Source organism: Mangrovibacterium marinum (genome assembly GCF_003046625.1).
In the GTDB taxonomy this organism is placed as follows: Bacteria; Bacteroidota; Bacteroidia; order Bacteroidales; family Prolixibacteraceae; genus Mangrovibacterium; species Mangrovibacterium marinum.
The window spans coordinates 73,746-100,701 of record NZ_QAAD01000003.1 but is presented as its reverse complement, the minus strand read 5'-3'; the positions used below and the strand labels follow the sequence as shown (position 1 = coordinate 100,701).

General features: G+C 46.7%; 17 protein-coding genes. 11 read left to right on the top strand and 6 right to left on the bottom strand.

The window, feature by feature from the left end; all coding sequences use genetic code 11:
* Positions 1-112: 112 nt before the first annotated feature.
* From C8N47_RS03710 to C8N47_RS03695, 4 genes are all read left to right on the top strand, one after another.
* Entirely contained in the window at positions 113-3,793 is a 3,681-nt protein-coding gene (locus tag C8N47_RS03710; protein ID WP_170111272.1) for a response regulator, read from the top strand.
* Positions 3,794-3,868: 75 nt separating this feature from the next.
* Positions 3,869-5,488: a response regulator gene (locus tag C8N47_RS03705; protein ID WP_170111271.1), complete on the top strand. Its 1,620-nt coding sequence runs from the start codon at positions 3,869-3,871 to the stop codon at positions 5,486-5,488.
* Entirely contained in the window at positions 5,472-6,317 is an 846-nt protein-coding gene (locus C8N47_RS03700) for a CheR family methyltransferase (protein WP_107821174.1), read from the top strand. Before C8N47_RS03705 ends, C8N47_RS03700 begins: the two co-directional genes overlap by 17 nt.
* Positions 6,314-6,880: a chemotaxis protein CheB gene (locus tag C8N47_RS03695; RefSeq protein ID WP_107821173.1), complete on the top strand. Its 567-nt coding sequence runs from the start codon at positions 6,314-6,316 to the stop codon at positions 6,878-6,880. The genes C8N47_RS03700 and C8N47_RS03695 overlap by 4 nt, the downstream gene beginning before the upstream one ends.
* A gap of 30 nt (positions 6,881-6,910) precedes the next feature.
* On the opposite strand, the gene C8N47_RS03690 is transcribed toward C8N47_RS03695, so the two are convergent.
* Positions 6,911-7,348: an SRPBCC domain-containing protein gene (locus C8N47_RS03690; RefSeq protein ID WP_107821172.1), complete on the bottom strand. Its 438-nt coding sequence runs from the start codon at positions 7,346-7,348 to the stop codon at positions 6,911-6,913.
* A 10-nt stretch (positions 7,349-7,358) separates the two neighbouring features.
* Positions 7,359-7,790, bottom strand: a complete 432-nt coding sequence (locus C8N47_RS03685; protein ID WP_107821171.1) for a VOC family protein — start codon at positions 7,788-7,790, stop codon at positions 7,359-7,361.
* Positions 7,791-8,687: 897 nt separating this feature from the next.
* Between C8N47_RS03685 and C8N47_RS18970 the strand changes: the two genes are divergently transcribed.
* Positions 8,688-8,822: a hypothetical protein gene (locus C8N47_RS18970; protein ID WP_281257088.1), complete on the top strand. Its 135-nt coding sequence runs from the start codon at positions 8,688-8,690 to the stop codon at positions 8,820-8,822.
* A gap of 431 nt (positions 8,823-9,253) precedes the next feature.
* Here C8N47_RS18970 and C8N47_RS03670 read toward each other — a convergent pair whose 3' ends face one another.
* Positions 9,254-11,437, bottom strand: coding sequence for a glycoside hydrolase family 3 C-terminal domain-containing protein (locus C8N47_RS03670; RefSeq protein WP_107821168.1), 2,184 nt, complete (start codon positions 11,435-11,437; stop codon positions 9,254-9,256).
* A 487-nt stretch (positions 11,438-11,924) separates the two neighbouring features.
* Between C8N47_RS03670 and C8N47_RS03660 the strand changes: the two genes are divergently transcribed.
* Positions 11,925-13,133, top strand: a complete 1,209-nt coding sequence (locus C8N47_RS03660) for a C1 family peptidase (protein WP_245915662.1) — start codon at positions 11,925-11,927, stop codon at positions 13,131-13,133.
* Between the two features lie 248 nt (positions 13,134-13,381).
* Positions 13,382-14,320, top strand: coding sequence for a glycosyltransferase family 2 protein (locus C8N47_RS03655; protein WP_107821166.1), 939 nt, complete (start codon positions 13,382-13,384; stop codon positions 14,318-14,320).
* Positions 14,321-14,671: 351 nt separating this feature from the next.
* On the opposite strand, the gene C8N47_RS03650 is transcribed toward C8N47_RS03655, so the two are convergent.
* On the bottom strand, positions 14,672-18,865 hold the full coding sequence (locus tag C8N47_RS03650; protein ID WP_146161421.1) for a hypothetical protein: 4,194 nt from the start codon (positions 18,863-18,865) through the stop codon (positions 14,672-14,674).
* Between the two features lie 281 nt (positions 18,866-19,146).
* On the opposite strand from C8N47_RS03650, the gene C8N47_RS03645 reads away from it, so the two are divergent.
* Positions 19,147-19,596 carry a c-type cytochrome gene (locus C8N47_RS03645; protein WP_107821164.1) on the top strand — a complete coding sequence of 150 codons (450 nt, stop codon included), beginning with the start codon at positions 19,147-19,149 and terminating at the stop codon, positions 19,594-19,596.
* 69 nt (positions 19,597-19,665) lie between these two features.
* On the opposite strand, the gene C8N47_RS03640 is transcribed toward C8N47_RS03645, so the two are convergent.
* Positions 19,666-20,370 (bottom strand): SIMPL domain-containing protein, encoded by a 705-nt coding sequence (locus tag C8N47_RS03640; RefSeq protein WP_107821163.1) that lies wholly within the window; start codon positions 20,368-20,370, stop codon positions 19,666-19,668.
* A gap of 112 nt (positions 20,371-20,482) precedes the next feature.
* Between C8N47_RS03640 and C8N47_RS03635 the strand changes: the two genes are divergently transcribed.
* Positions 20,483-23,326 carry a PD-(D/E)XK nuclease family protein gene (locus C8N47_RS03635; protein WP_107821162.1) on the top strand — a complete coding sequence of 948 codons (2,844 nt, stop codon included), beginning with the start codon at positions 20,483-20,485 and terminating at the stop codon, positions 23,324-23,326.
* Between the two features lie 12 nt (positions 23,327-23,338).
* On the opposite strand, the gene trmD is transcribed toward C8N47_RS03635, so the two are convergent.
* A complete protein-coding gene (gene trmD / locus C8N47_RS03630) occupies positions 23,339-24,022 on the bottom strand; it encodes a tRNA (guanosine(37)-N1)-methyltransferase TrmD (RefSeq protein WP_107821161.1) in 684 nt (227 codons plus the stop codon).
* 251 nt (positions 24,023-24,273) lie between these two features.
* On the opposite strand from trmD, the gene C8N47_RS03625 reads away from it, so the two are divergent.
* Positions 24,274-24,711, top strand: coding sequence for an Hsp20/alpha crystallin family protein (locus tag C8N47_RS03625; RefSeq protein ID WP_107821160.1), 438 nt, complete (start codon positions 24,274-24,276; stop codon positions 24,709-24,711).
* A 190-nt stretch (positions 24,712-24,901) separates the two neighbouring features.
* Positions 24,902-26,950, top strand: coding sequence for a DUF349 domain-containing protein (locus C8N47_RS03620; RefSeq protein WP_107821159.1), 2,049 nt, complete (start codon positions 24,902-24,904; stop codon positions 26,948-26,950).
* Positions 26,951-26,956 lie beyond the last annotated feature (6 nt).

Below are 26,956 nucleotides of genomic sequence, written 5' to 3'. Positions count from 1 at the left end.
GAGCACTAGTAATAATGGTTGATCTATGTTAAGGTTTTTTAATTCTAAAATTCGAAATAAACTTCGTCTTTTAAGTCTTCTGGCGTTTTTTAGCTTGCTTATACTCGGATATGTGTCAAACTACTTCTACAATACCGGTAAGGCGTTAAGCTTAATTATTAACACAGAACGGGTACATAATAATATTTTCCATGAAGGTGTAGAAGATTTTTTTAGTTATCAGCTTAGCGGAGACGAACAATGGCTCCACAAAGCGATCACTCAGATGGAACTTGCCAACCAGATGGCATATAGTTTCGGGACTATTGATCAATTTGCCAATCTATCCGATTCCGAATTTGAGGATAAGCTGTTAGATGTTTTCCAACCAGCTCTTAATGGCGATCGTGCCGATGCTGCCTTAATGGGCAGCCGGTTAAAACTGCTTATGTGGCTAAAGCCGGCACGACTGGCCGAGGCACAGCAGTATGCCTTGCAGGTTAGCGAGCTGGGGCAGTCGATCCTGGAAAAGGTTTTAGCGTATAAAAACGATACCAACGGCGTCATTATTCAAAACATAAATGCCGATTTGGCTCAAATGCGGGGTTTATATGGTGAGTTTGCTCAGGCCATTGAAGATCTCAATACCTTGATTAACCGGTTTCTGTTTGGTGGTATATTGCTGGTGGTATTTTTATTGGTGCTAACCAACGGTTCCATCTCTATTCGCATTTCCCGGTCCATTTCGGAGCCTATTCGAGATATGGTTGAGCAGTTTGGTTTGATTGCCAAAGGCGACCTAACCGGTAAGCTTTCTATTCAGGCAGATAATGAAATTGGCGAGCTGGCAAATTCTTTCCGGCAGATTCAGGAGGGCTTTCGGCAGGTAATTGCCTATACCCAAAAGGTTGCCGATGGCGACTACAGCAGCCAAATTGTTCCCAAGTCCCCCAAGGACGAGATGAGCATTTCACTCAATAAAATGGTTGCAACATTGCAAGCAACATCGGAGCGAAATGAGCAGGAAGACTGGTTAAAATCCGGTATCAATAGCTTAAATGAAAAATTAAGCAATCATCAAACTTACGAGGAGATTGGTCAGTTCGCAATTTCTTTTTTGATGGAACGTTTGCATGCCCAGTTGGGCAGTGTGCATTTGTACGAGCCCGATCGGAAATGTTTGCGTTTACTGAGCTCGTCCGGTTTCGATCCTAAAAAGTTGAATAAGAGCATTCGCCTGAACGAAGGCATTATCGGGCAGGTGGCCCACTCGCGCGAAATGGTCGTGTTGCACGATCTTCCCGACGAGAGCTATCAGACGTTTTCGTCGTCGGGCGAATACAAGCCTCGCCAGATCGTTATCGTTCCCTTGATTTACAATCAAACACTGATTGGTGTTGTCGAGCTGGCTTCGCTGAGCCGATTCTCCGAAATTGAAATGCAGTTTTTCAGATATGCAACTGAAATTATTGGCATTAAACTGAACTCAGTCAGCAGTTTGATGAAAACGCAGGAACTGCTTGAGAAAACACAACAGCAGGCCAGCGAGTTGCAAGTGCAGCAGGAAGAACTGCGGGTGGCCAACGAAGAGTTGGTTGAGCACACCAAAGTACTCACCGAGAACGAGAAAAAGTTACAGGTACAGCAGGAAGAACTGCGGGTAACCAATGAAGAGCTGGAAGAACGAAGCCGCCAGCTTGAAATTCAAAAAGAAGATATCAGTACAAAGAATACCGAGCTGACCGAGGCTCACCAGGCACTCGAAATTAAAGCGAAGGAATTGCATCTGGCCAGTCAGTACAAGTCGGAGTTTCTGGCTAATATGTCGCACGAACTGCGCACTCCGTTGAATAGTTTGTTGATTCTCTCGAACATGCTGGCAACCAATAAAAAGGGGAACCTGACAGGCGACCAGGTGCAGTCGGCAAAAATTATTCACAAAAGCGGAACTGATCTGTTACAACTGATCAACGAAGTGCTGGATCTTTCCAAGATTGAAGCCGGAAAGATGACTGTTGTGTTTGCCCCTGTTTCGGCAACAGACCTGAAGGACGAGATCTTGATGAGCTTCAATGCTATGGCCGCCGAAAAGCAACTGGCCTTTGAGGTACAGGTCGATCCGTCATTCCCCGCCAGGCTCAAGACCGACCGCTATCGGCTGATGCAGATTGTGAAAAATTTACTGTCCAATGCCTTCAAGTTTACCAGCAGCGGAAAAATTACCGTCGACATGTTGCCAACAGCAAGCGGGACGATTTTTAACAACAGTGATTTCAACAGCGCGAATAGCTGTTGTATCAGGATTGCCGATACCGGTATTGGTATTCCGGCAGAAAAGCTGGAAGCGATCTTCGAGGCCTTTCAGCAAGCCGATGGCAGTATTTCCCGAAAATTTGGCGGTACCGGACTGGGCTTATCGATCTCGCGCGAGTTGATCCGCTTGTTGGGTGGCGAAATACAACTCGAAAGTCAAGTGAACAAGGGGTCAACCTTCTATGTGTATCTGCCAGTCGACAAAGCGCTTACCGATGAGCAGCCGCTGGCCAGCAGCATCAGTACGGCGGACGATTCAACAGCGCCAAACGACCATCATGAACCAGCGCAGCAACAGCCCGAACCGGTGTTGGTTCCCTTTATTGAAGATGACCGCGATAAACAACCCGATGGTAAAACGATCCTGGTTATTCACCCTTCGAAACAACAAGCCCGCAAATTTATGCAGCAGGCCCGGGCCAAAGCCTACAGTGCCATTGTCGCGGGCAATATTGACGATGGTATTTTGCTGGCGGAAAAATATCAGCCTAAAGCCATTTTGCTGGCGGTAGAATATGCCCGAGCCGAATCGCCCGGCTACCAGAAGTTGAAACAACATCGACTCACAAGTAAGCTGCCGGTGCATTTGATCACACCAATCGACTACAGCGAGACCGACAACTATTCGGAGCTTCCTACCGTTGAGACCATCAGTGTTTCGGATGCTCTAAGCGCAATGGAGAATCCTTTCCCGACCACCATGAAAAAGATGCTGCTTGTTGAAGACAACTCACTGACCAGGACGGTGATAAAAACGATGCTTAATGAGCTGCAGCTGGAAATTGCGGAAGTACAGATGGCCCAGGAAGCCTATCAGTTGTTATGTCGGGAAAAATTCGACTGTATTGTGCTCGATTTAGGCCTTCCGGATTATTCAGGAAAGGAATTGTTGCAGAAATTAAGAGCTAACGGGATTCCGATTCCCAAGGTATTTATTTATACCGGGAAGGACATCAGCTCCGAGGAAATTAAAGAATTGACCGGCTTTACGGATACGATTATTTTGAAAGGAATGAAGTCGGATGAGCGCTTGATGGACGAGCTAACCTTGTTTCTGCATCAACTGTCGAAAACAATACCCGCTTCGATAAACAAAACCGCGATTGCCTCTGACGAATCGTTGTTTAAAGGCAAGAAGATTCTGATTGTCGATGATGATATCCGAAATGTATTTGCCTTGGGACAGATGCTGGAAGAACGCGACATGGAAGTGTACGAGGCCGAAAACGGACAGGTAGCTGTCGATTTACTTCAAAGTAAGCCGGATATCGATCTGGTGCTGATGGATGTAATGATGCCCGTTATGGATGGTTACGAAGCCATGCGTATTATTCGCCATACCCCCGGCATTCAGCAAATTCCGGTTATTTGTCTGACGGCAAAAGCGATGAAAGAAGACAAGGAGAATGCCTTGAAAAACGGCGCAAACGACTATTTGTCGAAACCCTTGAATGAAGAAAAACTGTTCTCCATGCTCAAAATCTGGCTGTATCGTAACTAGGCAATTTCCTTTTTTTGAGCAAGAATGACTATGCTGTTGAACCAATTCGATCGATTCGAAAAAGAGAGATATTTCATGAGACCCAAAATACTGATTGTTGACGACCTGATTGAAAACCTGATTAGCCTGGAAGCTGTTCTGGACGACTTCGATATTGATATTGTGCGGGCTACCTCGGGCGAGGAAGCCTTAAAGCGAAGCCTGAAGGACGAGTTTGCCCTGGTGATTCTCGATGTACAGATGCCCGGAATGAACGGTTACGAAACGCTTGAAATGATGCGTCAGCGTAAAAAGACGCGTTATTTGCCGGTTGTCTTTGTTTCGGCTATTCATCAAAGCGATCTGCATATCATTAAAGGAATTGAAACCGGCGCTGTTGACTTCATCCCCAAGCCAATTATCCCGAATATTTTGAGAGGAAAGGTCCGGGTGTTTCTCGATCTGTACATGCAGCGGGTACAGCTTAACCAGTTGCTGACCGAGATGGAACAGGTGAATGTAAATCTGAAAATAGCGAAGGAAAAGGCGGAGGAGGCCACCCGAACCAAGGCCATGTTTTTAGCCAATATGTCGCACGAAATACGCACCCCGCTCAATGGAGTGATCGGGCTGACGAAGCTGCTGCAAAAATCGCCTTTGAACGATGAGCAACAGGAAATGCTCAACATCATCTGTAACTCGGGCGATAATTTGATGAACATCATTAACGACATTCTCGACTTCTCGAAAATTGAATCCGGCCAGATTCAGCTGGAGACCATCAGTTTCGATTTAAAAGAGATGATTGATAATGTGTTTCAGCTGATGAAGTTTAAAGCCGATGAACAGGGGATTAATTTTCAGTATGTCATTGAGCCCGATGTGCCGGCTGTATTATGTGGCGATCCCCTGCGGATTAATCAAATACTGTTGAACCTGGTTAATAATGCCATTAAGTTTACGCCACAGGGGAAAGTGCGGATCATGGTTCGTTTGCTTGATACTTACGAAGATATGGTACGCCTGCTTTTCCGCGTTGTCGACACGGGAATCGGAATATCCGACGAAGGTAAGGCGATGTTGTTTAAAGAATTTTCGCAGTCCGAGGCGTCCATTTCGCGCGAATACGGCGGAACCGGATTGGGCTTGGCCATCTCGCAAAACCTGGTGAGCCTGATGAATGGTGAAATAGGTGTTAACAGCCAACTGGGGCAGGGGGCGGAGTTTTGGTTTCGTATTCCCCTCAAACTCGCAAGCCAGCAGGAAGCGCGGCCAACAGATACCTGCAGTGTGCCGGCAGAGCTTCGCATATTGCTGGCTGAGGACAATAAAATAAATCAGAAGGTATCTGTACTTCAACTAAAACAACTGGGATATAGTTGCGATATTGCCGGCAATGGTCGTCAGGCTGTTGAGATGTGCCGGCAGAATGGCTACGATGTCGTGTTGATGGATATGCAAATGCCGGAGCTCGACGGCTTGGAGGCATGCCGGCTAATTCGGCGACACGAGAAGGAAAACCGGGAAAGTACACCGGTTTATATTGCCGCCGTTACTGCCAGTTCGCAGCCCGAAGATCGCAGAGCTTGTATGGAGGCGGGAATGAATAACTTTATGAGCAAACCATTTCCTGAAAATGAACTGATTGCCATTTTGCAGGAAGCTGCCAATGGCTTGACTGAACCAAATCCGGTTACCGATGAACAGCTACTATGACGATCAGAACAGCCGTTTGCTCGATATCGAGATCGGCTTGTTGCTGGAAGGCGTCTATCAGAAATATGGCTACGACTTCAGGGAGTACAGTAAGGCTCATGTTCGCCGGCGCGTGTTAAGCCGATTAAAGATCAGCGGCATCGAAACTGTTATCGGACTATTGGACCGACTGTTGCGCGATGCTGATTTTTTTCGCGGCTTTCTGAACGATCTTTCAATTAATGTGACCGAGATGTTTCGCGATCCGGAGTTTTACCGTTCTTTTCGCGAAAATGTTATTCCTAAACTGCGAACCTACACCTTCATCAAAATCTGGCATGCCGGCTGTTCAACCGGCGAAGAAGTGTATTCGCTCGCTATTTTGTTGCAGGAAGAGGGCTTGTTGGATCGTTGCCAGGTGTATGCAACCGACTTTAATGGCAAGGTGCTGGATATTGCCAGAGAGGCTGTGTACCAAAAATCGGAAATTGAGCAGTACGAACAAAATTACCGGCAAGCCGGGGGAACCCGCAAACTATCGGATTACTATCAGTCGCTGTATGGTTCGGTGATGTTTAAGAAAGAGCTTTCCGCCAGGATCGTTTTTGCTGATCACAACCTGGTTACCGACAGCGTTTTTGCCGAGGTAAACCTGATTTTGTGCCGCAACGTGCTGATCTATTTCGAAAAAGACCTTCAGAATAAGGTCTTGGGCTTGTTTCACGAGAGCCTGACACCTGCCGGCGTGTTATGCCTGGGCAGCAAAGAGAGTATTCGTTTTTCAAAGTACGAAGATCGCTTTACTGCAATTGATGAAAAGCAGCGAATATTTAAAAAGAGACTGATTTGAACTATCAGGCCGTTGTTATCGGAACTTCTTTTGGCGGTCTGGATGCCCTGCGTACAATCCTGCCACAGCTCGGCGAGAGCTTCCCGGTGCCGGTTATTGTTGTGTTGCATATTGGCGATCGCAACATCGATTCGTTTATCAGCCATCTCAACGGGAGCTGTTCCTTAACGGTGAAGGAAGCTGAAATGAATGAACCGGCGCGTCCGGGCTTTGTTTATTTTGCACCACCCAATTACCATTTATTGATCGAGAACAACTTTTGCTTCTCGTTATCTGCCGACGAAAAGCTTAACTTTTCGCGACCGTCCATCGATGTTTTGTTCGAGTCGGCAGCCTGGGTGTATAAACAAGCCTTAATTGGTGTGATCCTTACGGGGGCTAATTCTGATGGCGCCGATGGCTTGAAGGTGGTTAAACAGCTCGGAGGAACAACCTTGGTTCAGAATCCCTGTACGGCGCTTGCTCCTGTTATGCCGCGCTTTGCGCTGACGCTTGCCAGGCCCGATTTCCGGATCAACCTGGAGCGGGTAGCCCCCAAGCTGATTGAGCTAACCAGCCAATAGCGCCTGTATTAGGACGGTAGCTCCGGCGAACTACGAGGCTGTCGTTTCTTCCATAAACCGTTTAAAAGAATCCAATATCGCCTGCCAACCTTGTTGCTGCACCTCCGGGGGATTCAGCGAATCGGTTTCGAAGCTTTCAACCACGGTGGTGTGCTTATTGGTCTCCTGAAAATAGACCGACACTTTTCGTCCGTCGGTTGTTTCGTATTTTAACCGTTTTCGGGGCGTTACTTCGGTAAACAGGCCTTCGTGGTAAAACTGCATGCTCCCGTCTTTAGCAGCCATTGTATAGCAGAAATGTCCGCCATCGGCTAATTCTATTTTCGCTGCGGGGCAATGCCAGTTGTCCGACGCGTGGTTCCATTGTTGAATGGATTCGGGATGGGTGAAATGATGCCACACCTCGTTTAGATGCCGCTTGATTGTTGTGCTGATCGTTATTTTTGTTTTTGGTTGGGCTGTTTCCATGGTTTGGGCTTTAGCAGTGACAATTAATCATCCAGTGTATTCCGTATTTGTCGGTCAGGCTGCCATAGTAGGCACCCCAAAACATATCGGCCTGCGGCATGGTTATGGTTCCTCCCTCGGCCAGCGCATTAAACAGGCGGTCGGCTTCGTCGCGGCTGTCGGGTTGCAGGTTCAGGTGAATATTGTTGCCAACAGCAGCCTGCATCCCCATGGAGGCAGGAGCATCGCACCCCATCAGCACAAATCCCCCGGTGATTGGTAGCGATACGTGCATGACTAAATTTTTGTCATCCTCCGATAGCTCGGGCAGATGCTCTTCCTCGGGAACATCCGCAAAACGGGCAATCGGATCGAGATATTCGGTCTGAAATACCTCTTTGTAAAACTCAAATGCTTCTTCAGCCTGACCGTTAAAGTTTAGATAAACACTCACTTTTGCCATGATCTTTCCATTTAGTCGTTCAACATTGAATTTGTTTTCGTCGGTATTAATAACGTACGAAGCGAAACAAAAAAAAGATGCTAATCATGTAGGGAGGGATGCAAGTTGTCGGGGTGTTGTGTTTTCCCGTTGTCGTGGTTGTCATCCAACAGATAGCATCAGAGGCTCTTGAACAACCGGCAGCGTGGAGTACTGGCAATCATCGGATTTCACTAAATAGCCCCGTATTTCGCAGTAACTCTCCCCTGAATTGAATCAATCCTGGCGGATTGATTCGATTCTGTCCCCTCTCTGCGGGCAGAGCGGGGGAATCCAGAAGCAGCTGGTAAATTGCAAAGAACGCATCACTGAATAAGAATGCCATTTGATCAATGCCAAAAAGTCGGGAGGCGGTTGACCAGGTTTTATCAAGCATCACAACCGCTCCATAAGCTTCCTGCAATCCCGGAGGGATGCAATTTGGGTAGCTTAACGACAACTGGGGCGAAATTCCGTCCCGTACGGGACGGGAGAATCTTCGTGTTGCCTTTGATGCTACCCTAATTATACCGTTTTGAAGGCTAGTTTATGCGCTGAAATAGGACCGTATAATGCCGATAGACTGAAAAAGGAGCATCGGAACGAAGTGATCGGATGCGACACTTTTGAAGCTAATCGGTATAAGCCATTGCTGAAAGATGAAAACCCGTCCGGTAGGACAAAGTTGCTCTTTAATCAAGAGTAAAATAGAAAAGGCAGTCGGGATCGGATCAACGCTCATCAATATCAGTTTTCTATGAAATGAGTTCTGGCTTCTGATTAAAGCTGAATCTCCATTCAACGCATCGCCGATGCGGTTGAAAACCCGGCCTACCGCAGGCAGGCGCATCACCCGAACGATGGTTATACACAACCTTCATGATTCGGAGGGAATCACCAACAGGAATGAAAGTGGTGGAAGACAGCAGAAGGCATTTAAGAGAAGACGGAAGCTCGCTCGGAGCGGGACCGGCCTACTTTTTATCGATGGTGAGAGGCGAACCGGAAGCTTAGTGAAACCGGGAAGTTCCGATCCGGCAGCTGCCGGAAAGGAAATCACCCGGTTGAACTTAGCTTTCGGGAGCTGACACCTGAAGATAAAAATAAGCCTTGCGTTTTCTGTTTCGTCTTTGGGGCAAGCCAAAGATGAAAACCCGTCCGGTAGGACAAAAGATCCGAATTGCGCAAAAGTAGGAGTGAAAAACAGCCAGTTTTGGGGCAACTCTCATCAGCGCTGGTTTGCTACAAAAGAAGCCTGGCTACCGGTTGAAGCTGAATCGCCATTCAAATCATCTTCGATGCGCATTGGAAACCTGGCCTGCCGCAGGCAGGCGCATCACCCGAATCGAAGGTTATAAAAAATGCCCGCTCCGGCTGCGAAGGCCTGAACGGGCATTTTCATGAAAGCGCTGATGTTGCGTATTACAGTCGCTTGATTACTGAGGTTAGTTAACTTCAATGGTTGTCTTCAGCTGATTGTCGGCCGACGAGCTGTTAATTTGCAGGATGAATTTCCCGGGCTCCACAACCCAGCCTTTTGTTTCTTCCGAATAATAGGCAAAGCTACTTGCCGGAACCGATAAGGATACTTCTTTTTCCTCGCCCGGTTGCAGGAATACTTTTTTGAACGCCTTCAGTTCTTTTGCCGGACGCATTACTGAGCATTTTGGATCGGAAACATACAATTGAGCAACTTCGGCTCCGGCAACGTCACCGGTGTTCTTCAGGGTAAAGCTTACTTCTACCGAATCGTTGGTTGTATAGGCTTTTTTGTCGGTTTTCAGATCGTTGTATGCAAAGCTGGTGTAGGATAGGCCATAGCCAAACGGAAATTGCGGTTTTATTTGTTTGGTGTCGAACCAACGATAGCCGACCAGGATTCCTTCTTTATAATATTGCTTGATGCTGTCGCCTGGGTACGACAGTTTGCCAAATGAATGCGCTGCATTATCTTCCAGTTTAACCGGGAAACTGAAGGGTAACTTACCGGATGGGTTCACCTCGCCACTCAGCAGGTCGGCAATTGCATTGCCGGTTTCGCTTCCCAGATACCAGGCCTGAAGTAAGGCTTTAACGTCGTTCAGCCAGGGTACGGCTACGGCATTTCCGCTCACCAGGATCACGGCAGTGTTGGGGTTGATCTTCACGATATCTTGCAACAGCGCATCCTGATTGAAAGGCAGGTTGTACGACAGGCGGTCGCCAGCTTCACAATCCTGATGATGATTCTTATTCAGGCCGCCAACAAACAATACAAGGTCGGCCTGGCGCGCGGTTTCGAGTGCTGCCTGGTACAGACTGTCCTGGTTTTCTTTTGGTTCAATAACACGACCATACCACGAAGGGCCGGAGGAATAACCCAGGGTGTGCAGGATCTTTGCGTTGGAAAAGCGCTTCTGAATTCCTTCGAGCGGTGAAATCTCGTATTGAGCCTTCAACTCGGATGATCCGCCACCCAAGGTCATCATCTTGGTGGCATTTTCGCCAATTACCGCAATTGTTTTGGTAGTTGCCGGATCGATAGGGAAAAAGTGGTCTTCATTTTTCAGCAATACCATTCCTTCAGTTGCCACCTTGCGGGCAACTTGCTGGTGTTGTTCGCTGTTTTGGCTGCCGAAACCGCGGGCGGTGTTCATGCTGGTGCGAAACATCAGGCGCAGGATGCGGCGTACTTTATCGTCAACAACCGATTCCGGAATTTCGCCGCTTTTTAGTTTGGCATAGAAGGCGTCAGCCAGGTAGTACTCGTTGTAGGCAAAATCGCGCGAGGCCGTCAAGCCGTTTGTCCAGCTGCCCATCTCCAGATCCAGTCCGTTTAGGGCTGCTTCGTCGGTATCGTGCGCGCTGCCCCAGTCGCTGACAACCACCCCGTCGAAGCCCCATTCGCCTTTCAGAATATCGTTTATCAGCACCTTGTTGGTGGTGGTATATTGCCCCTTGTATTTATTGTATGCTCCCATTAGGGTCCACACGCCTGCTTCGGTTACCGCTGCTTTGAAAGCCGGGAGGTAGATTTCGCGCAGAGCCCGGTCGTCGACTTGTACATCGATATGGCCGCGCCATTCTTCCTGATTGTTCAGCGCAAAGTGTTTTACACAGGCCGAAACGCCGTTCGACTGGATCCCTTTAATGTAGGGAACCACCATGGTGGAGACCAGATAAGGATCTTCACCCAGATATTCGAAGTTGCGGCCATTGAGGGGGGTACGATATATATTGACACCGGGAGCCAGCATGATGTCCTTTCTGCGGAAGCGGGCTTCTTCGCCCAAAGCATTCCCATATTGCATCGCTACTTCGGGGTTGAAGGAGGCTGCCAGGCAGGTTAGTGCCGGAAAAGCCGTGACCGAGTCGTTGGTCCAGCCGGCATGCCCCCAGTCGTCCCAGTTTATTTCGGCACGTACACCGTGAGGACCATCGGCCATCCAGATCTCGGGAATGCCCAGCCGGGGAACACCCGGAGAACTAAACTTAGATTGTGCGTGGCACATAGCCACCTTTTCTTTTAAGCTTAGTTGAGGTATAATTTCGTCGATTTTCTGTTCAATTTCGTCCTCGCTCAGTTGAACTTGAGCAAAGCCAATTTGACTGAATACTGCCAGTGCGAGAATGAGTAAGCTTTTTTTCATGCCTTTTCGTTGTTTTGATTAATTTATTTTGATTGGTCGTCGGTATGCCGAATCCGATTGTGCACCGGATGGCATGAAGATCACCATTGGGAAGGCCATCCGTACAAATCGCCTGCTAAAATTAGGAAAGTCTTCAATGGCGGCAAGTTCAACGGGTTTTAAAGCAGTGCACTTTTACAAAAGTAACCCCAAAACGAAACATTTTACACATCTTATACCTTTTCTCAGGCTAATTTACTCACTGAAATACGCCGGTATAATTTCGGATAAAACAAGGGCGACAGGAGGGACGTCATTCCTTCAAGCTGAAAAAAAAGTGATTTCCGCTGTAATGAACCGCACTTGTTGTTTACTGATGCTGCATGTTAATGCGCACAGGATTGGAATAAAGTGAATGGAATAGTGGCAACAGTTCTGCTTGGCTCGTCCGGCATTCATTCAATATTGCTATCTTGTGCGGTGAAGGAATTTCTAATCAAAGAAAAGTATGAAGGATATGAAAAAGCTGGCCTTAGTGCTGGTTATTGCGTTGTTCGCGGCAACAGCCCGCGGACAGGAAGACACGACGAAAACAGAAAAAGGTTATCATTTTACAAGCATTAAGGAGTTGGCCTACACCCCGGTGAAAAATCAAAATCGCTCGGGTACTTGCTGGTCGTTTTCAACCATTGGCTTTTTGGAGTCGGAAATGTTGCGTGCCGGTAAGCCGGAAACCAACTTGTCGGAAATGTATATTGTTTGGCATACTTACCTGCAAAAAGCGTTGAAGTACGTGCGGCTGCACGGTAATATTAACTTCTCGGCAGGTGGTGCTTTTCACGATGTGACCAACATGATTCAACAGTACGGTATTGTTCCAGAGGACGCGTACCAAGGGCTGAACTATGGCGAGAAGCAACATGTGCATGCCGAGTTGGATAAAATGTTGACGGAACAGGTGAAGGCAGTTGTTGAAAATGGCAATAAAAAGCTGAGCCCGGCTTGGATTGAAAGCGTTAAGGGAACCCTGAATGCTTACCTGGGCGAACTGCCCGAAAGCTTTAAATACGATGGGAAAACTTATACTCCCCAGACTTTTGCCACAAAATATGTAGGCTTAAATATGGACGATTATGTAGAGCTGACTTCTTTCACGCACCATCCGTTTTACAGCAAATTTGTGATTGAAATTCCCGATAACTGGATGTGGGGCGAAGTTTACAACCTGCCTCTGGATGAGTTTATGCAGGTGATTGACGGCTCGATTGAAGCAGGCTATACGGTTGCCTGGGGCGCCGATGTGAGCGAACGGGGATTCAGCACATCGCGCCAGGGAATTGCCGTGGTGCCGGCTGTCGATAAAACTGAAATGTCGGATGCCGAGATTTCGAAGTGGGAAGAACTGTCGGAAAAGGAACAAGATGCACAACTGTATAAACTGGACAAACCAGGCAAGGAAAAGGAAATTACCCAGGTGATGCGCCAGGTTAGTTTCGATAACTACGAAACCACCGACGACCACGGTATGCTCATTGTTGGCACAGCCAAGGACCAGGATGGAAACCTGTACTACAAAGTGAAGAACTCGTGGGGCGACTATAACAAATACGATGGCTTATTTTATGCCTCGAAACCTTATGTGGAGTACAAAACCATGAGTATCATGGTGAATAAGAACGCGATCCCTAAAAATATACGGGAGAAGTTGGGCTTATAACCGATACCCCAAACAAATCAACCAAGAGAGATGCCTGATGCGGGCATCTCTTTTGGTTTAACGGAAGTGGTGATCCGCTTTGCAGCATTTAACAGGCTTGGCCGGGGAGCAGCGATGTTTATGTTGCAGATCGGGCTGCTACAGAATTAATCCTGTGGTGTTCTTGGGCCGAAAAAGGTAGATCGTGACGCATTTTTTATAAATTCGTACCGCATTTTGCAAAAAAGCAATTAACGTTAAGAATAGGAATGAAAGAATTAAGCCTGGTTGTTTGCGTTTACAACGAAGAGCAGAATATTAAGCCGCTAAGCGACCAAATTAAAGCAGCCCTGAAAGATTTTGATTATGAAGTGTTGTTTGTTGATGATGGATCGACCGATACCACCCGCGATGAGATTCGGGCAATCAAAGATGAACATTTTGTATTAGTTGAGTTGAAACGGAACTACGGGCAAAGCTCGGCGCTTCAGGCTGGTATCGATCAGGCACAAGGCGAATATGTTGCGCTGATTGACGGTGATCTGCAGAACGACCCTGCCGACATCCCTATGATGATGGACTTGTTGAAAAAAGGCGACTGGGATATGGTGGCCGGTGTACGTGCCAACCGGAAGGATGGTGCTTTCTTGCGCAAAATTCCCAGTAAAATTGCCAACTACATCATCCGCGAATCAACCGGCACGCAAATGCGCGACCTGGGCTGTACCTTGAAGTTATTCACCAACGAAGCCATCAAAAGCATTCATATTTACGGCGAGTTACACCGCTTTATTCCGGTGTTGCTGGCTCTTGAAGGTTCAACGCGCATGACGCAGGTCGATGTAAACCACCGGGCCCGCGAGTTCGGCCGTTCAAAATACAACCTGAGCCGCACAACCCGCGTATTTAGCGACTTGGTGCTGATGCTGTTCTTGCGCAAATACCTGCAACGCCCCATCCACTTTTTCGGAAAAATGGGAATCCTCACTTTCGGTATTGGCGTGTTGATCAATGTGTATCTGCTGATTTTAAAAGTTCTGGGGCAGGACATCTGGGGTAAACCACTGCTGGTGTTAGGCTTGATTTTACTGGTCGCGGGCATTCAGTTTATCACGACCGGTATTATTGCCGAAATGTTGATGCGTACGTATTTCGAATCGCAAAACAAAAAGCCGTACCGGGTACGCAAAGTGACCATTGTTGAATAAGCTTTCTTTTTGAAAAAAATACAACCAAAAGCCTGCATTGAACGTGCAGGCTTTTTTGTGCGGTCAACAAACGACCGGGAAGTCAACAATACCGGTTTGTTACCGACAATAGATCGTTAGATTTTAGACTATCAGATCTTTGTGATGCCTTAATTTGTGGTATTTTGCTAAATCTCCCGATAGGCTCACAAGGCTTTAAAAACCATCTGTGTTTAAAAATTTAACGAACTATTCTACTGAAGCTCCCCCATAAATTCGTTTGCTTTTTATTGTTTTTGATATTCTGCTTGTTGGTGTTGTGTTCTTGTAGTTTAGGAGATTGTTGTAGGATTTACTCTGAAGGAAATGGTACTATTCGTCTTTCACACCAAAGGTGTTTTTGGCTCCACTGAATACCGATTTCCACCAGTAGTTAAGCGTTGATTTGTGCGGATCGCGGTAGAAGTGAATATCGTCGGGCAGCAGGATTTTTGTGCGTGGACTTTTCGATTTTAGCAACAGGCTATTGGCCAAAAAACTCAGGAACTTGGCTTCTTTGGTGTTTCCTTTTTTGTGCGAGAGGATGGAGATTTTTAAATCTTCGTAGGCAAAGCGTAATTTGCCGTTCGCCACCAGCGAGTCGCCTGCGAACTCAAAATCGAATCGGTTTAGCTGTCCTGAACGCACCGAGATGGAGGCTCCGTTTTCGGTAATCGGGTTGAGGGTTGTGAGGTCGAACGGACTGAGCGATCCTTTGGCCTCGAAGCGATTGTCAGCTGCGGTCATATCGAATTTGAACGAAGCCTTTAGCTGGCTTTCACCCATCAGCCGGGCTTGTGCTTTCAGATACATTTTGGGGGTTGTGAATTGCAGGTATTTCAGGTTGGTGAAAGGATAGAGTTGCGCACTGATGTCTTCGAAGCTTACGCGGCCGGGTTCCGGTATGTTTTCCAACTGTTCGTTATAAATGAAGTTCGAGTGGCTTAAGCGAACCGTGTCGAAATAAAAGGGCAATTCAATGCTGCGCAGCAGTTCCTGAGGCAATGGCGGCTTGTTGTGTTCATCAAAGGGCTTCCGTTTGTCGCGGTAAATCACCATGTTCATTCGGTCGATGGCAATGGTTTTGCCGGTTAGTTCTTTGCGTTCAAACCAACGGTTGAGGTCCAAATTCCGAAGTTTCACCTGGTTAATGTCGCCCGAGTAATAGTCTTGTTGATGTTGAATCTGATTCTGAAACTCATCGGGGCCGTAACGCGGGATAATGTGAATGCCATTCAGGTAGAGATCGTTTTCCTTGGTCGAATAAGCAAACCGATCGATCAGCAGATCGTAAAGTCCGGCTTTGTCGGTGTATTGCATGTTTTTCCGAACGATCGTCAGGTCTTGCGCTCCCAATGGTTTTTCCGACGGCATGCTGTCGAGCTTTACCCGGTCCATGTCAATATCCACCTGGTTGAAGGTCACGGATTTGTTCTTTCCGTAAATGTTGAAGGTCGCGTTTTTTAGTTCCACTTTCTCCGATGAGAGCTCATCCATCAACACGCTCAAATCTTTCGGCAGTTTAATGTAAAGCGGATTTTGTTTTTGTTCCTGTTCGGTTGGGTGAAGGTTGAAAACCGGTTTTTGGACGGTAATTCGCGAGGCGTGGAAACGGTTGTTGTCGAATGCATCGCTCGGATCCAGCTGTTCGAAACGCAGCTCGGGCAAGGAGATCGACTCAAGCGACTTGGTTTCTTTCGACGTGTTTTTGATTTGCAGGTTGGTGAAAAACAGTGCTTTCTGTCGGGATGAAAAACGAATATTGTCCGACGAAATGGAATAAGGTTGTTTCTCGGGCGTTAGTGATAGTTTATCCAGTTGTGTTTGGATGGCGGAGGCTGAAAAACGCGCTGTTCGGTTGTCCTCGGTACGTTTCAGTTGTGCATTTTCGATATTGAAGGAGAGCTTTGCACTAGCCAGCCGTTGCTTATTATCGCCGCTGCCCCGGAAAATCAACAGCTGTCCTTCCTGTAAACTAACTTCGTTTAATGTGAGTTCTTTCAGCTCTTCGGGAAGCGGAATACTCAGATCCTTAAAGTTGAATTTGCCGTTTCCCGGATGATTCTTGTAGAGTTGAATGTTTGGGGATTGAACAGTAAAAGAGCCAACATCAAGGATTTCGTCGAAAATCGCTTTCTCGAGATTGACTTGATTTAATTTTATGCTTGGAATGCTGATTTGGAAATGCCAGGGCAGCTTGTTGTAGTCCGGGCTGCTTAGTTCGGGGTAAAGCAGTGCATGCTTTATCTCGCCGCTCGATGTGGCTGATGAAAAATTGATTTCACGGGCTTTCAGGTAGTGGACATTGTCGGATAGTCGGAACAGATGGTCTTTGATTTTCAGGTTAAATGAATCGGAAAATAACATACGTTTGCTGCTTAGTTCTTCTTTGTTCAGCCTGAAGTTGAAAAGCTTCAGGCTAAATTGATTCCGGAAGTCGGTTGTTTTGCCCTTGCGGCTGTGGTTGGTTAAATGTAAGTTGCCCTGGTTAATGGCAATCTCGCGAATGTTGATGTCACGGATATAATTTTCGAGCAGCAGGTAAAACTCCCGGGCATTTAGTTCTCCCGGGTCTTGTCGGTAACCGGCAAACACATCGAGCGAGATGTCGGGACAGGAGATGATAAACTCGTTGATGTTTAGTTTTTTGCGGAAAAAGGCATGGTGGATATCTGTGTTTTGCAATAACAGCTCGGGAATGTACAGCTCGTATAATTCGGAGCGGTTAAGGCGTTTTAACTGCTTTTGCGGATCTTTTTTATTGTTCGGGTAAAGGCGGAGATTTTTCAGGCGCGCCATTTTGCGCAGGCTCGACACACTGATCTGATCAACCTTTAAAATGTGCAGTTGGTCGGCCAGCTTCATGGTGTACTTGTTGCAATTGAGTTCCAGGTTGGTGGCAAAAAACAGTTTGTCGGTTCGCCGCGCACTCACCGAGTCGAGCGAAAAGTCGGTCAGCCGAAGGTTGAAATCGGTGGTGATGTGCCCCTCGTCGGTATCGGAACTTAAATCGTTAAACTGAATTTGCCCGTTGTTGATGGCAATCAGGTTCGCATAAACGCCCTTGATGTAGTCGCGAATAAAATGGTAAAGCAGGCTTTCGCGGCTGGCCTCGCCAGCGGTGTGTTCCGCCAGCTGGTTAATCTGAACCGTGGGGTGGTAAAGGTTTAGCTCGGCCAGTGGTATTTGGCGACGATGAAACAGCGCTGCCAGGTCGAGCTGCTGCATGGTCAGGCTGTCGCAAAGCATTTTAACCTTAACCGGGGCTGTTGCTGTGGTGTTGTTGTTCGGTGTGAGCTTAAGCTCGCGGGCCTTCATGAAACGATCGGCTGAGGACAGGTGTATGTCGCGGGCTTCAAACTGGTGGACCTGGTCGTTCAGCATCAGCCGGTATGAGCCGATTTGCAGCTCAATCAGGTCGGAGTACAAAATCTTATTTGCCGCTGTTCGGCTGTTCGGCGCAAGCTCAAACTGATCGGCTTTAATTTCAACATTCCTGAAAATCTGTGAATTGTTAAGGCTGTCGGTTTTGGGTAAAAAGCAAAGCGTATCAGCGCTCATGCGCAGGTGGTTCACGGCCGCATAGCGAAAGTCGTTTTTTACCAGCTGGTACAAATCGTACTTTTTCAACTCTCTGAAGTTGATGCTTTGGCTGTTGATCCCGGGCTTCAGGCGTATGTTGCTGTGAAGAATTTCCAGAGAGTCAATCCGTACGGAGTCGTTGCTGAGCATATCTCGCAGATTCTCCGATTTAATTTTGATCTCGGGAATCTCGATCCAGTAGCGTGTTCCGGCCTGTTGAGCCGTGTCGAGCGGGTAAAGCCTCAGGTTATGCCCGCGAATGTTGCGGTGTTCAATGGAGTAGCTGAGGGTTTCTACTTGCAGGCGGTGAATTTTGTCGCCCAGGGCATGGCTGAAGTTTTTGATCTGCACATCAATGTCGTCGGCCTGAAAAAACTGCTTTTCTGCATTCAGGATCTGTGCATTCATCCTGAAATTGCGAATGGCAATATTTAAATTCGGGATCGAATTTAGGGGCGATGTATCGCCTTGTAGTGTGTACTGAGCCATATTGGCCTGCTCCAGTAGTATTTCGTCGACGGTAATTTCGTTCAGGCTTTCATTAAAAAATGGCTTCAGTTTCCGGAAAAGATCCGCTTTGTTGGTGGTGGCTGCCTGTTCTACTTTTTGTCCGTAAATTTCGAATTGTGGTTCCTTAATCAGCAAGCCATTCAGGCTTAGTTTTCGGTGAAACAGGAAGTCGGAGATGGAAATACCGGTTGCCCGAAGCTCTGATGCAGCTACTGCATAGTGGCTTTTGCCGGCCTGAAGCGGAATTAGCCGGATAGAATCGATCCGGACGGTTTGGGTGTAGAAGTTCGCTTTTATGTCGTAAAACGACAGGCTGTATTCGCCCTTGCTCGATTCGCGGATATAAGCGCTGATATGCATTTTCACATAGCCGGGTGCAGCCAGTGCCAGCCAGATCGACACAAGGGCTAACAATAGCAGAATAGCTGCTGCCAATCTGCGGATCGTTTTCTTTTTTATACGCTTCTTTTGATTTCCCATTCCGAAAACAGCCTAAGCAAAGAGTTACTAAAAATAGATTTTATATTCGATAAAGTGACGATGAATTTAAAAATTATCACAACTTTAAAAGTTGTTTGTCTTGTTCGTTGAAAGGAGAGCAGCCGCCGATTATAGCTCAATTTACCGTTGGTGGGGAGCCTGGCTGTTGAACCACCAAGGGTGTTTTTTGTTACTTTACAAGCTTTGTTGTTTTGAAAAATTAATGATTGATAACCATGAAATATATTGCCTCAATCTTGCTTGTCGTTAGCTTGTTGTCCTGCCGGCAAAAGCCGGCCCAAAAGCTTGCTGACGAAAGTGCGCCGGCTGCTACCGTCAAGATGGAAAAATTGCATCCTGCAACAACTGTGCACCCCGGGAAAAAGGTCTACGACCAGTATTGTAAAGTTTGTCACCAGCAGGAAGGGCAGGGGATTTCGGGTGTTTTTCCACCCTTAACACCCAACCGCTTTGTGCGCGATAAAGCCCAGTTTATCGATCTAGTGCTCAACGGCATGAAGGGCGAAATTGAGCTTGATGGCGAAAGCTACAATGGTGTGATGCTTCCGCATAAGCAGCTCAGCGATCAGCAAATTGCCGATGTGATTTCCTATGTGCGCTCGAGCTTTGGGAATGAGTTGGAGGGGGTGACAAAGGACGAAGTTGAGGCTGCTCGCCAGAACTAAATATAAAATTCCCGGAGATAGCAGATGCCTTGGTTTGCTGCTTATCTCCGGGGATTTATGTGCATTCGCTTACTCGGCAATGGCAAAGCGGGCAAAAACTTTGTAATTCAGCTTTATTTTTCTGAAGCTGATTTCGGGTTCCGACGCGCTTTCTGCTTGCATATCGGCAACCATACCTAAGGCCGCTGCTTTTCGAACGTAAGGCTGTAAATAGCTTTCGCGCTCCTGAATGAACAGGATGTTGCCGGCTTTTTGGCCTAAAGCACCCAGTAGATATTGAGCTTTGTCGTGCGCATTTTTTGCAGCCTTTATTTTAACGTCTTTTTTAAACTGCTCCATCTGGCTGTGATCCAGGCGGCTGATGTAGGCATTCTCTGCTTTAACTTCATCAAGCACATCCAGCAGTGTGGCAATCTGCCCGGTTTGGCTCAGCTTCATCTGGTAATCTTTCGAGGCCAGTACGTCTTTCTTTTTGCGTTTTATGGTCACAAAATCAGCATTGGCATCGGCCAGTGTTAAGTCGGTCAGGTTAAAGCCAGCCGATGAAAGCTTCTTTTTCAGCTCTTTTTCAATTTGGTCGAGCTCGGTTTTGCTGCGTCCGTCCATGCGTTCTTTTAAAGTAAACTGAAGGTAGATTTCGTCGGGGACGATTTCCAGTTCTCCCTCTCCGGTAACTTCAATGTAGGGAGTCGATTCAAGCGGGTTAATGGCGGTTTGTGCCCGGGCAACAGTTGCTGCTACCATCAGGACGAGAAATAGATGAAATGTTTTCATGGAATAAAATTTAGTTCTTAATTTGTTTTAAACGAGTGGTTTACTTTTGTTGTTGAAAAAGCGTTTTATCCGGACTTCATTTAAATTGTATCTTTATCAAAAAAGAAATTTCATGGAGCCCTTTCTGAAACAAGTTGCCCGATTCTTATATGAAACTCACGGCGAGCAGATTAATCGTATTTCGGTAGTTTTCCCCAGTCGCCGTTCGTCTGTTTTCTTCAATGCTTATTTGAACGAATTGGTTCGAAAAACGGTGTTAGGCCCCGAGGTGATCACCATTAACGATCTGGTGTCTAAATTCTCGGGGTTGCAAATATCAGACCATATTAGTCAGATTTTGTTACTTCATCAAATTTATAAACAAGAAACCGGCCACGAGGAGGAGTTGGATGATTTCTTTTTTTGGGGCGAAATTTTGCTGAATGACTTCAACGATATTGATAAATATTTGTTGAATCCGGACGACTTGTTTCAGAATATCTCCGATTTGAAGGAGATTGAAAGCCGCTTTGAGTACATGACTGCCGAGCAGCGGAAAATTATTGAGCAGTTTTGGGGAACGCTCGGGAAGGGCGGTGGATCGGCTAATCGCACCAAGTTTATGCAGATCTGGAATAAGCTGGCGGCGGTGTATCATCGCTTCAAGGAGGCTTTAACCAAAGATGATCGGGCCTTCACCGGCATGCTTTACCGGGATTTAATTGAGCAATGGACGGCCAAAAATGCTGAGGCGTTGAAGTCGGAGCGCTATTGCTTTGTTGGGTTTAATGCCTTGAATGCTGCCGAGGAAAAATTATTCCGTAAGTTTAAAGAGCTGGAAATCGGCGACTTCTTCTGGGATTACGATCCTGTTTTTGTTCGCGATGTGCAGCACGAAGCCGGCCTTTTTATCCGGCGCAACCTGCTTGTTTTTCCACCGCCCGAAGGTTTCCATCTGGATGCGGGTGAGCTTAGCCAACCGAAAATAACGATTGTGTCGGTTCCTGGTCAGGTGGCCCAAACACAGGTGTTGAATCATCCTGAATTTGCCGGCAGCCTGATGAAAGATCCGCGCTTTGACGATACCGCTTTGGTACTTTCCGACGAGGGCTTGTTGGTACCCATGGTCTCTTCGGCCGGGGCGCAGTACCATAAAATCAATATAACGATGGGCTATCCCATTCAAAATACACCGGTTTTTAGCTTCATTAACCAGCTGATTGATTTGCAAAAAAACTATCGATTGTATGATGGGGCCGATGCTTTTTACTATAAACCGGTTATTGCCTTGCTAAGCCATCAGCTACTGGCCGATGCGACAACCAAGGAAATTGTCCGGGCTATTCATGCGGAAAATAAGGTTTATGTGCGCACCAGCGATTTGGCCGAGAATGATTTGCTGAAGCTGATTTTTACGAGACTGACGCGATGGCAAGACTGCGCTGCCTATTTGCTGAATGTTGTAAAAATGCAGGCCGTGCGTTTGGGGAGCTCGCGGGAAGATGAGGCTGAGCCGGCTCTGGAAAACGAATATTTATATCAGGCTTATCTGGCTATTCAGCGGTTGACCGAAACCCTGGAGCAATTTCATCCGGCAAAGATTTCGATGTCGCTATTTTACCGCATTTTGCAGCAATACTTGCAGCGAATCAGCATTCCCTTTGAGGGGGAGCCGCTTTCGGGCTTGCAGGTGATGGGGGTACTGGAAACCCGGAATCTGGATTTTAAACGCTTGTTTATGTTTTCGGTGAACGAAGGGCGCCTGCCCAACACCTCGACGACGCACTCGTTTATTCCGTATAATCTGCGTAAGGCCTTTGGTCTGCCGGCTTATGAAGAGCAAGATGCCATGTATGCCTACTATTTTTATCGGCTGGCGCACCGTGCTGAGGAGCTGGTGTTGGTTTACGATACTTCGGGCGATGGAATGGGCTCGGGTGAGATGAGTCGGTATTTGTTTCAGTTGTTGTACGACTCGGCTCTGGAACCCCGGTTAACACAGCTGAACTTCGATTTTAAGTCGACCGAGTCGGCACCCATCAGTATTCCATCGACGGCAAAACATCGCGAGTTGCTGTTGTCGCGTTATGCCGATCGGCGGTTGAGCCCGAGCGCGTTGAATGTATTTCTGGATTGCCGGCTGAAGTTTTACTTTAAATATATTGCCGGTATTCACGAAAGCGATGAGCTGCTGGAAGATGTTGACCCGCGCCTGTTTGGAAACTTATTTCACTATGCCTCCGAGATGCTGTACAAGCCTTTTGCGGGTCGGGAAATGACCAATGAGCATATTGTTGCGCTGTTGAAGAATGATGCCGTGATTCGCAAGGCGATTTACGATGCTTTTAAGCGCGAGTATTACAAGGACAGCTCACTGAAGGATGTGAAAATTACCGGGAAAAATATCCTGATTGCGGAAAACCTGAAGACTTACCTTACCCGCATGCTCGAGAATGATCAGGCTTTTGCGCCTTTTCAGGTAGTTGCCCTGGAGGGAAATTGTGAAGCTGATTTTGAGCTGGAGGTCGAAGGGCAGAAGCGAACGATTAAGCTTGGTGGTATTGTCGACCGGATTGACCGCACCAAAGAGGGATTGCGCATTATCGACTACAAAACCGGACGCAGTTTAGTGCTGAAGTTTAATCAATTTGATGACCTTTACAAGCGCGAGGCCGATAACCGGCCCAAGGAAATTCTGCAAACGCTCGTGTATTCTGAGATTTATCGGCGCATGCACGGTGTCGCCGATATTCTGCCGTCGATCTATAAAATAGACAGCTTTTTCGGCGATGAATTTGATCCGGCGATAAAAATGCAGGGACAGACGGTGAACTACAGCTCGATTGCAGCGCCTTTTGCTGAAAGTTTGAATGAGCTGTTAAGCGAGATCTTTAGCCCGGAAACCAGTTTCGATCAGACCAGCAAAAAGCGGAAATGCGAAAACTGTCCGTACAATACAATATGTCGGCGGGGGTAGTGGGCGTAAGCTTTATTCGTGCCCTTCCAGTAGGTCGGGACGCAGGCGTTTGGTGCGTTCCCAAGCCTGTTTCTCTTTCCACTCGTTTACTTGTTTGTCGTTCCCGCTGAGCAGGATGTCGGGTACTTTCCAGCCATTGTAGTCGGCCGGACGGGTATATACCGGCGGGCTCAGCAGGTTGTCCTGAAACGAATCCGTTAGTGCGGATGTTTCGTCCGACATGGCGCCCGGAATCAGACGTACAATGGCATCAACCATGATGGCGGCAGCCAGTTCGCCTCCGGTGAGCACAAAATCGCCAACCGATATTTCGCGGGTAATCAGGTGGTCGCGAACCCGTTGATCCACTCCTTTGTAGTGTCCGCACAAAATAATGATGTTCTTATAGAGCGAGCAATGGTTGGCTATTCGTTGGTTGAATTGCTCGCCATCGGGGCTGGTGTAGATTACTTCGTCGTATTCGCGTTGTGCTTTCAGGTGCTTAATCGCGGCCTCGATGGGTTGTATGGTCATGACCATTCCTGCACCGCCGCTAAAAGCATAGTCGTCAACCTTCCGGTGTTTGTCGGTTGAAAAATCCCGGATGTTGTGTACGTGAATTTCAACAACACCTGCATCCTGTGCTCTTTTCAGGATGGAGTGATTAAAAGGGCTTTCCAATAATTCCGGTACAACGGTCAGTATGTCGATTCGCATGCTCAAAAAATTTTCTGCAAAAGTAAAAAGAATCGCGAATGTGCGAAGAGAATTCTGTGGATTTAGATATCGATAAATCTACATAGGATGACATGATGGCTTGGTGCTTTGTTTGATTTCGGAAATAATGGCAGTGTTGTTGCCTGTTTATCTGGAATAAATGACTGCAACAGGGAAATGGAATGCCTGTTGCAAAGAAGTCCTTCAGAAAACAATAATTGAAAATTAAACTTATTTTGGAGGACATAACCATGAAATTAGTAACTGCAAACCCTGTTTCCGGATTTTATGCAATCGATCGTCTGTTGAATGATCTTTTTGCCGATAGTACGCATCAGGATCGTATCGCCAAAAACGAAATTCGTTTTCAGCCGCCGGTCAATGTTTACGAATACGAGGATTTCATAAAAGCAGAAATGCAAATCGCCGGATTCCGTAAAGAACAGGTTCAGATAGTACTCGATAAAAATGAGCTCGTCGTGAGAGCTGAGGCGGCTAATGAGTCGGATGCGGATGTTAAATCGTCACGTATTCAGTTCAGAAACAGAGATTTTGAAAAACGCTTTAAGCTGAGCGATGAGATTGATCAGGAGGCGATTCAGGCAGCATTCGAAAACGGGATCCTGACACTGACACTTCCGAAGAGGCAAGAGCAAAAGCCAATTGTTCGAAATATTGAAATTGCATAATCTTTAATCGATTATTAAAAGAGTTGGCCGTATCCTTAGTGGGTGCGGCTTTTTTTGTATCTTAAGCTCGGGTTTTGTTTCGGATAAGTGGCCTGTTGTGTTGAGAAATCCTTCTGAAAATTATACTTTCGTAGGACTTAAGAACCCTGTGAAACCGAACAATTACCCGGTAATTCTAATATAGTATCGTATGGAGCCTAAAGATCTGAACAACTCAAATGAAGAGTTTAAAGCAACACCGGAACAAACCGATGATGCTGCTACGTCAACACCCAGTACACAACCCCTGAGCGAAGAGTCCTCTGTTGAGCCGGTTGCTGAGTCTTATCAGGACGAAGCTGCACCGGAAGCCGACAAAAACACCGAAGCCGATGCGGGTGAGCCGACCCCTTCGTCGCAGGACGAACAGGATACGGAAATTGAAGATGAAACGACCGATGATTCTTCGGATGAAGAGGAGGATGAGGAAGAAATGGATGAGGATACGGCCAATGAGGTTATTGCCAGAGGGAAAATTGATTATTCGACCTTTACCGAGGTTGAGCTGATCAATGCTTTGCGCGACCTGTTGGCTTCGAAGCCCGATGACGATATCAAAGATGAGGTTGATCGTATTAAGATTAATTTCTACAAAAAGCACAAAGCCAATATTGAAAAGGAAAAGGCAGCCTTTTTGGAAGATGGAGGCGCTGAAGAGGAGTATGAACCCGGAAATGCTCCCTATGAAGATGACTTAAGAAACCTGCTTCGCGAATACCGCCGTTTGCGTAATGGCAGAGCAAAGGAGCTGGAGGAAGAAAAGGAAAGAAACCTGGAGCTTAAATATCAAATTATCGAAGACATCAAATCGTTGGTGAACCGTAAAGAGTCGATCAATAAGACTTTTCAGGAGTTTCGCGATTTGCAGCAGCAGTGGCGCGATGTTGGCTTGGTGCCACAGGCAAAACTCAAAGACCTTTGGGAAACCTATCATCATCATGTTGAGAATTTTTATGATTATATCAAGATAAATAAGGAATTGAGGGATTTGGACCTGAAGAAAAATATGGAAATTAAGATCGGTCTTTGTGAAAAAGCTGAAGAGCTTTTGATCGAGCCTTCCGTGACCAGAGCTTTTAATATTCTTCAGAAGTATCACGAACAATGGCGTGAGGTAGGACCGGTTCCACGCGATAAAAAGGATGAATTGTGGGATCGTTTTAAGTTGGCGACTTCTAAAATTAACCGTAAACATCAGGAATTCTTTGAAGGCCGTAAGGAAGAACAAAAGAAAAATCTGGATGCTAAAGTTGCACTCTGCGAAAAAGCAGAAGAAATAGCATCCACGGAAATCGAAAGTCACAAAGCGTGGGATCATAAATCGAAAGAATTGATTCAGCTTCAGAAGGTTTGGCGCACAATTGGTTACGCTCCTAAAAAAGACAATAATAAAATTTATGAGCGATTCCGAAGCGCTTGCGATCAGTTTTTCGATGCCAAACGCGAGTTTTATGCCCATAATAAGGAACTTCAGCAGAATAACCTTCAGCTGAAGTTGGATTTGTGTGTACAGGCAGAAGCATTGAAGGACAGTACTGACTGGAAGAAGACCACCGACGAGTTTATCAGCATTCAGAAAAAGTGGAAAGAAATAGGTCCGGTGCCACGTAAGCAGTCCGATGCTGTTTGGAAGCGATTCCGTGCCGCCTGTGATTATTTCTTCGATCAAAAGTCGGAGCATTATTCAACGGTTGATCATGAACAGCTTGAAAACCTGGAGGCTAAAAAGGCATTGGTCGACGAGGTTAAAGCCTATCAGCTGAGTGGTGATGAGGATGCTGACCTGGAAAAAATAAAGGACTTTCAGCGACAGTGGTCCGAAATCGGTCATGTGCCCTTTAAAGAGAAAGACAAAATTCAGAACGAATTTCGGAATGCGATTAATGTGCATTTTGATCATCTTCGAATTGACGAGCATAAACGCGATTTGCTGCGATTTAAAACCAAGGTCTCGAACTTTACAGAGAGCCCGCGCGGACAAAATAAAATGCGGCACGAGCGCGATAAGTACATCACCCGGATGAAACAATTGGAGAATGACCTGACCTTATTGAATAATAATGTCGGCTTTTTTGCCAACACCAAGAACGCCGAATCGTTGATTGAAGATGTCAATAAGAAAATTCAGGCAACAATCGAAAAAATTGAAATGCTGAAAGAAAAGATCCGGATAATTGACCAGGCCGACGAAGAAGAATAAACCTTA

Coding starts and splice junctions, on each gene's coding strand:
- C8N47_RS03640 (WP_107821163.1), bottom strand. CDS start 20,370: ATGAAAACATTTCATCTATTTCTCGTCCTGATGGTAGCAGCAACTGTT.
- C8N47_RS03660 (WP_245915662.1), top strand. CDS start 11,925: ATGAAGGATATGAAAAAGCTGGCCTTAGTGCTGGTTATTGCGTTGTTC.
- C8N47_RS03700 (WP_107821174.1), top strand. CDS start 5,472: ATGAACAGCTACTATGACGATCAGAACAGCCGTTTGCTCGATATCGAG.
- C8N47_RS03635 (WP_107821162.1), top strand. CDS start 20,483: ATGGAGCCCTTTCTGAAACAAGTTGCCCGATTCTTATATGAAACTCAC.
- trmD (WP_107821161.1), bottom strand. CDS start 24,022: ATGCGAATCGACATACTGACCGTTGTACCGGAATTATTGGAAAGCCCT.
- C8N47_RS03655 (WP_107821166.1), top strand. CDS start 13,382: ATGAAAGAATTAAGCCTGGTTGTTTGCGTTTACAACGAAGAGCAGAAT.
- C8N47_RS18970 (WP_281257088.1), top strand. CDS start 8,688: ATGATTCGGAGGGAATCACCAACAGGAATGAAAGTGGTGGAAGACAGC.
- C8N47_RS03670 (WP_107821168.1), bottom strand. CDS start 11,437: ATGAAAAAAAGCTTACTCATTCTCGCACTGGCAGTATTCAGTCAAATT.
- C8N47_RS03645 (WP_107821164.1), top strand. CDS start 19,147: ATGAAATATATTGCCTCAATCTTGCTTGTCGTTAGCTTGTTGTCCTGC.
- C8N47_RS03685 (WP_107821171.1), bottom strand. CDS start 7,790: ATGGCAAAAGTGAGTGTTTATCTAAACTTTAACGGTCAGGCTGAAGAA.
- C8N47_RS03690 (WP_107821172.1), bottom strand. CDS start 7,348: ATGGAAACAGCCCAACCAAAAACAAAAATAACGATCAGCACAACAATC.
- C8N47_RS03625 (WP_107821160.1), top strand. CDS start 24,274: ATGAAATTAGTAACTGCAAACCCTGTTTCCGGATTTTATGCAATCGAT.
- C8N47_RS03705 (WP_170111271.1), top strand. CDS start 3,869: ATGAGACCCAAAATACTGATTGTTGACGACCTGATTGAAAACCTGATT.
- C8N47_RS03620 (WP_107821159.1), top strand. CDS start 24,902: ATGGAGCCTAAAGATCTGAACAACTCAAATGAAGAGTTTAAAGCAACA.